General features: G+C 36.8%; 4 protein-coding genes. 3 read left to right on the forward strand and 1 reads right to left on the reverse strand.

The genetic code is table 11. From position 1 onward, the window contains the following. Positions 1 to 664: 664 nt before the first annotated feature. Complete coding sequence (locus P4L16_07820; protein MDR3625027.1) at positions 665 to 1,633, forward strand: hypothetical protein; 969 nt, start codon at positions 665 to 667, stop codon at positions 1,631 to 1,633. A 3-nt stretch (positions 1,634 to 1,636) separates the two neighbouring features. After that, positions 1,637 to 2,719, forward strand: coding sequence for a hypothetical protein (locus P4L16_07825; protein MDR3625028.1), 1,083 nt, complete (start codon positions 1,637 to 1,639; stop codon positions 2,717 to 2,719). Here P4L16_07825 and P4L16_07830 read toward each other — a convergent pair whose 3' ends face one another. Beyond that, positions 2,720 to 3,220 (reverse strand): DUF192 domain-containing protein, encoded by a 501-nt coding sequence (locus P4L16_07830; GenBank protein ID MDR3625029.1) that lies wholly within the window; start codon positions 3,218 to 3,220, stop codon positions 2,720 to 2,722. It lies immediately after the preceding gene. 56 nt (positions 3,221 to 3,276) lie between these two features. Here P4L16_07830 and P4L16_07835 point away from each other — a divergent pair, with 56 nt between their 5' ends. Continuing rightward, complete coding sequence (locus P4L16_07835) at positions 3,277 to 4,413, forward strand: hypothetical protein (GenBank protein ID MDR3625030.1); 1,137 nt, start codon at positions 3,277 to 3,279, stop codon at positions 4,411 to 4,413. The last annotated feature ends 139 nt before the right edge of the window (positions 4,414 to 4,552 follow it).

A 4,552-nucleotide genomic window follows, 5' to 3' on the forward strand; every position in this document is an offset into this window, starting at 1 on the left:
CGTCGCTGCGTCTCTGCGTTTATCATCAGTCCCCCAAATAGCCTAAAAGGTAAAATACTGCGTTTCCATCCCTGCTCAGAGAGCTTCGTCATCAGTTTCCTCGCCTACGCCTCTGCATTCACTTAGATGCCCTATATGCCACAGATCCAAATTTTATACTGCTCAAAGAGTTGAAAATGGGCTATTCGATAGTCCGAAAAGCCAAGGTGCTAAAAAGTGTTGGTAGCGATTGTGAGGGATTAAAGATGTTTTCTCAGCCCTTGAAAATAAAGACAGAGAATAAGAGATTCAAAATTCAACAAGTAATCTATTAATTATTTGAAATAACGTTGATTTTTGTGACTTTAATCTCTAGTTTCCGCTTCATTTGGCCTACTAGACGAGAAAACACTTATAAATCCATCGCCACTCCTAATTGCTGCCTCTATGTAAAAAAAATTGTGTTTTATTAATTTTTAATATATACACAAACAAGTTCAAGGATTGTTTTTTGACTGCGCCAAAGCCCCGAGGCTCAACGATCATAATCAACTCAATATTATAGCTATATGGAGTTGATTATGATCGTTGAACCGCGAAAGCTTTCGCGTTGTCAAAAACCAATTCTTGAACTTGTTTGTGTATACATAGTCGTGAATAGACATAGGCAATTTGGAATAAATTTATGAAAAAAATGATACTTTCTGCATTATTGTGCGCAATGAGTTTTCAGTGTGTTGTAGCTCAGGGTAATGCATCATTTACTGTCTATCGTGAAGAACAAGCTGATAAAGAGAGTATATACATTGATGTAATTGAAGCACTTGCTGAGCGCAGGGCTTTAAGAGACTACATGGGAGAGTCTTATCGAATAGCAGCCTTAGATAACGTTGCAAAGGCTAATTTATCTCAAGCCACCAGAAAAAAGTGGGCTGTTTTATTGCGATCAAAAGATGATGGATTTTTACAAAAATTTGCAATCATTGCATCTAGTGAGGGATTGGCGATACTTCCAGAGAAAATTGAATCGGCAGGTTATACACTCGATGGGTTTGATCCCGAAAAAAAGGCCGTTGTAAAGGCCTGGAAAGGTATTATTGTAAGCGTTATTGAAAATAGAAATAATCTACTGAGACCTCAAAGAGAGATATTCAATAAGACCTATATCATGGCTGCCAACGATTGGTTAATACAAGAAAATATGGCAAATATCGTAGATACCCCAGAAGGCTTTTTGATACTTGCTAAAAATAAGGCTGCATCCTATCTGGAACTTGCAGGCCTTGTTGCCAAGAGTTATGAAATGGAAGACATACGTACAAATTTTCCAAGTCAGGTAATGTATGGCTCTTTGCAAACAAAAGAGATTGTTGCAGCCTTTATGAAATATGCAGGGGTTGCACCTAGTCAAGACTTTGTTCAAAGAGCTTATTATTATGGGCTCAAAGTTGCTCATACGGAAAAAGAAGTAGATAGTATTGTAGATAAAAGCATGTGTGAAACACTTTTTGCCTACCCTCCAAACCAATTTAACAATCCTTTTGTTAGTGAAGGGCTTAAATTTATTAACGAAGAGTATGCAAAATCAGAAAATATAAATGAACAACTTAGCATGCAGGCTTGGATGGATGCAAAAATAGCTAAGGATTTGTAAAATATGAAAAAAATGATTCAGATTGTATCTCTTGTGTTTGTGTGTTCAATACCTTTGTTTTCGCAGCAGGTGCGAGAAGTTAATATTTGGGATCAGTTAGCACAAAGAGTATCTAACGACCTAGGTGTTAATAAAATAGCACCTTTAAAACAGTGCCAAGAGTGTAGCAGTATTGACTCTGTAGGTGAGTATGCCGTTGTTGGGAAAAAATCTGGGAAGAGCTTGATGGACTCAGCTTTAGAAGTCATCCAAGAATCAAATCTATCTACAACTCAAAAGAAAGTCTTAATTGCTCTGATAAGTGAAGATACATCATTTGCAGGAGTTACTATTATAGGGGATAACTTGCCAAACCTCTTGTGGGCCTATGCCAATGCTGTGGTGATTGCAACTTCTGAGGGGCTGAATGTTCTTGCAGAGGAAATCATAACAGGTATCAATGATGCTGGAATGAAAATAGAAACTTTTACGCCTAATGAACAGCAATTTATTAGCAATGGCGTCAATATTTTAAAAGAAGCTTTAGCAATATTTTCTCAGACAGTACAATCAAATATTGTTTCCAGCTACAATAACCCATACACTACTGCTTATAAAATTTTTCAAGGTAACCCTGAGCTGCAAATAGGAGGAGGACTTATTACGGTAAACCTTTTGGGAACTCCTTTAGTGCTTTATTTTAATCAAATTAAAGCCTACAACGACTTGTTCATGCTTGCAAATAGCAATTTTGATTTTCAATCAGCAGTTTCAAAATTTGGAGAAAATGGAAAGTATCTTGCTTTGCTATACAATGCAGGAACGATACCGACACAAGCAAAACTTACTACGTTATTAAAGTATGCAAAGCCCTTTGTTGTAGAAGATTTTGTCCTTAGAGCAAAGTACCATGGCGCAGACAAAAATGTGGGGCAGCTTGACTATATTATAGGAAAGGTGCTTGGAGATACGCTAAGAGCAAACCTTCCTGCAGATTTTGGTAAGCTTATGCTTCCTATCCAAATCATCAATAGCAATTATGCAACGCCTGCAGGGGCTGAGCAAACAATGAATATAACAACACTTGTTGCAGAATTGCAGTTATGATTATTCTTTAGTATGAATATGACCCACTGGGCTATTTTCTTCCCAAATGATTGCATCGCCAATATTCACATTGTGTTTTTTAAACCAGCCTATGGGTACTTCTAAGGCATAAAGAGTAGGGTGTTTAGCTTGTTTCCCATGCAATGCAAAAAACTTTCTAACAGGATCTTCAGGAGGATAGAGGTTTAAATCTTCAAGAGTCTTTATAGGTCTTTTAGGATCCATCATCATGGGGTAGGCTTTTAAATCGTGAATCTCTTGAATAATCTTATCTTTATCAATAAAAGCAACAGATAGATCAATTAAACAATTAAACATCCAAAAGCTGGGAAAGCCTGGCGTTGTAGAGATAAAGAGTACTCCATCATCTTCGGGAAGGTAGGGAACATTCATTACTCCCCAAGCACGCTCTTCCTCGGTTGTACAGTAATGAAGGTTTAGTGTAATCGTTTTGCTAAATAAGCTAAGAGGCAAAGCAATTATTAAAAATAGGTATTTCATTTGACTGTTTCTCAAAAAAGTTGTAACGTCACATTTTTAATCAATAGGGGATTAATATGCAAAAAATAACAAAAACTACATGCATAGTCTTTACAATGGTTTCTGCGTTATCCGTGTTAATGCCATTGAATGCACAATTTCAACGACCTAATCAAGCAAATGACTTTAAAATTCAATATAATCCAGCTCTTACTTTCTTGCGAGGAGGGCTTTTAGCGATTGCAGAACGTCAGAATATGGAGAGTCCAAATGCGTTTCCAAAGTTTATAGGCTTTGCTTTGGATAACTTAAGCAAAAATGGCGCATCATTAAATGCACGCCAGATGGCTACTATGAAGAGCCTTTTGAATTCCGGACCTCTTGTACAAGGAACACCCGTTTTTTTTCATGCAAGTATTGTTGCATCGCTTAATGGATCAGGCTTTTTCTCCTATGCAAAGGCTCTTGAAGCAAGGAATGAAAGTTTACCTCAAAATTTGGAAGAGTTTACAAATATATTAGCGCCTATTCTTGCGGATCAAAATAATATAAGATCTGACTTTAGGCCGCAAATGCAGGCAATTATAGCCTTAAATATAGATCCTAGTCTTGGAGATCAAATTGCTTTTGATGCTAGAAGTGGTAGGCCATTTCCTATAAGCCCTGTCTTGGCAGAGGGCCTTATGGTAGCAGCACGTACAGCAGGAAATAAGGAAATGGAATTTGCTCCTGTAACACAGTCTTTGAATATCAAAGTAGATCCAAACATTCCATCTCAATTTGGTGGTTTTGTGAAAGAGCTAAATGCTAGCTTATCTTCAGAGCGTATACACCAAATGAATGATATAATGCCGCGTTTGAATCTTGAAGGGCAAGCAGCTTTATTACATCATATGCAGTTTATCAGTTTAGAAAGTATGCCCATTGAACAACAAGCACAAAATTTCAAAATGGAAATGGCTACTAACGTATTTTCTCAGCCTCCAGAAAATTTTAGGGATCACTTTGATATGACATTTTCTGCGTTAGAAGGGTTTGCTCATCGTTATCCAAGAATGCAAGAGCTTCCTCAAAACTTTAATTCCAGTATAGAAAATATTGTGGATTCTTGGCAGAAAATGCATGTAGAGAGGACTCTAGTCCCTCAATCAGGGCAAGAGAGGCTTGAATTACAGCCTACAGCACCAATTGCACCTATAGAAGATGAGAAATAATATTAGACTTCTTGCATAATTAGCTTTGCTTAGAAAAATTGAAATTTTTTGAGTAGATTTATTGATAAATTTTTCAAGCATATGTGAACATATGGTTGAAAAATTTAACGATAAAGATGTCAAAAAAGACAATTTTAAC

The organism is Chlamydiales bacterium (assembly GCA_031292375.1).
Taxonomy (GTDB): Bacteria; Chlamydiota; Chlamydiia; order Chlamydiales; family VFKH01; genus JARLHF01.

Bases quoted from the DNA above. Each gene is read 5' to 3' on its own strand.
- P4L16_07825 (MDR3625028.1), top strand. From the start codon at position 1,637: ATGAAAAAAATGATTCAGATTGTATCTCTTGTGTTTGTGTGTTCAATA.
- P4L16_07835 (MDR3625030.1), top strand. From the start codon at position 3,277: ATGCAAAAAATAACAAAAACTACATGCATAGTCTTTACAATGGTTTCT.
- P4L16_07830 (MDR3625029.1), bottom strand. From the start codon at position 3,220: ATGAAATACCTATTTTTAATAATTGCTTTGCCTCTTAGCTTATTTAGC.
- P4L16_07820 (MDR3625027.1), top strand. From the start codon at position 665: ATGAAAAAAATGATACTTTCTGCATTATTGTGCGCAATGAGTTTTCAG.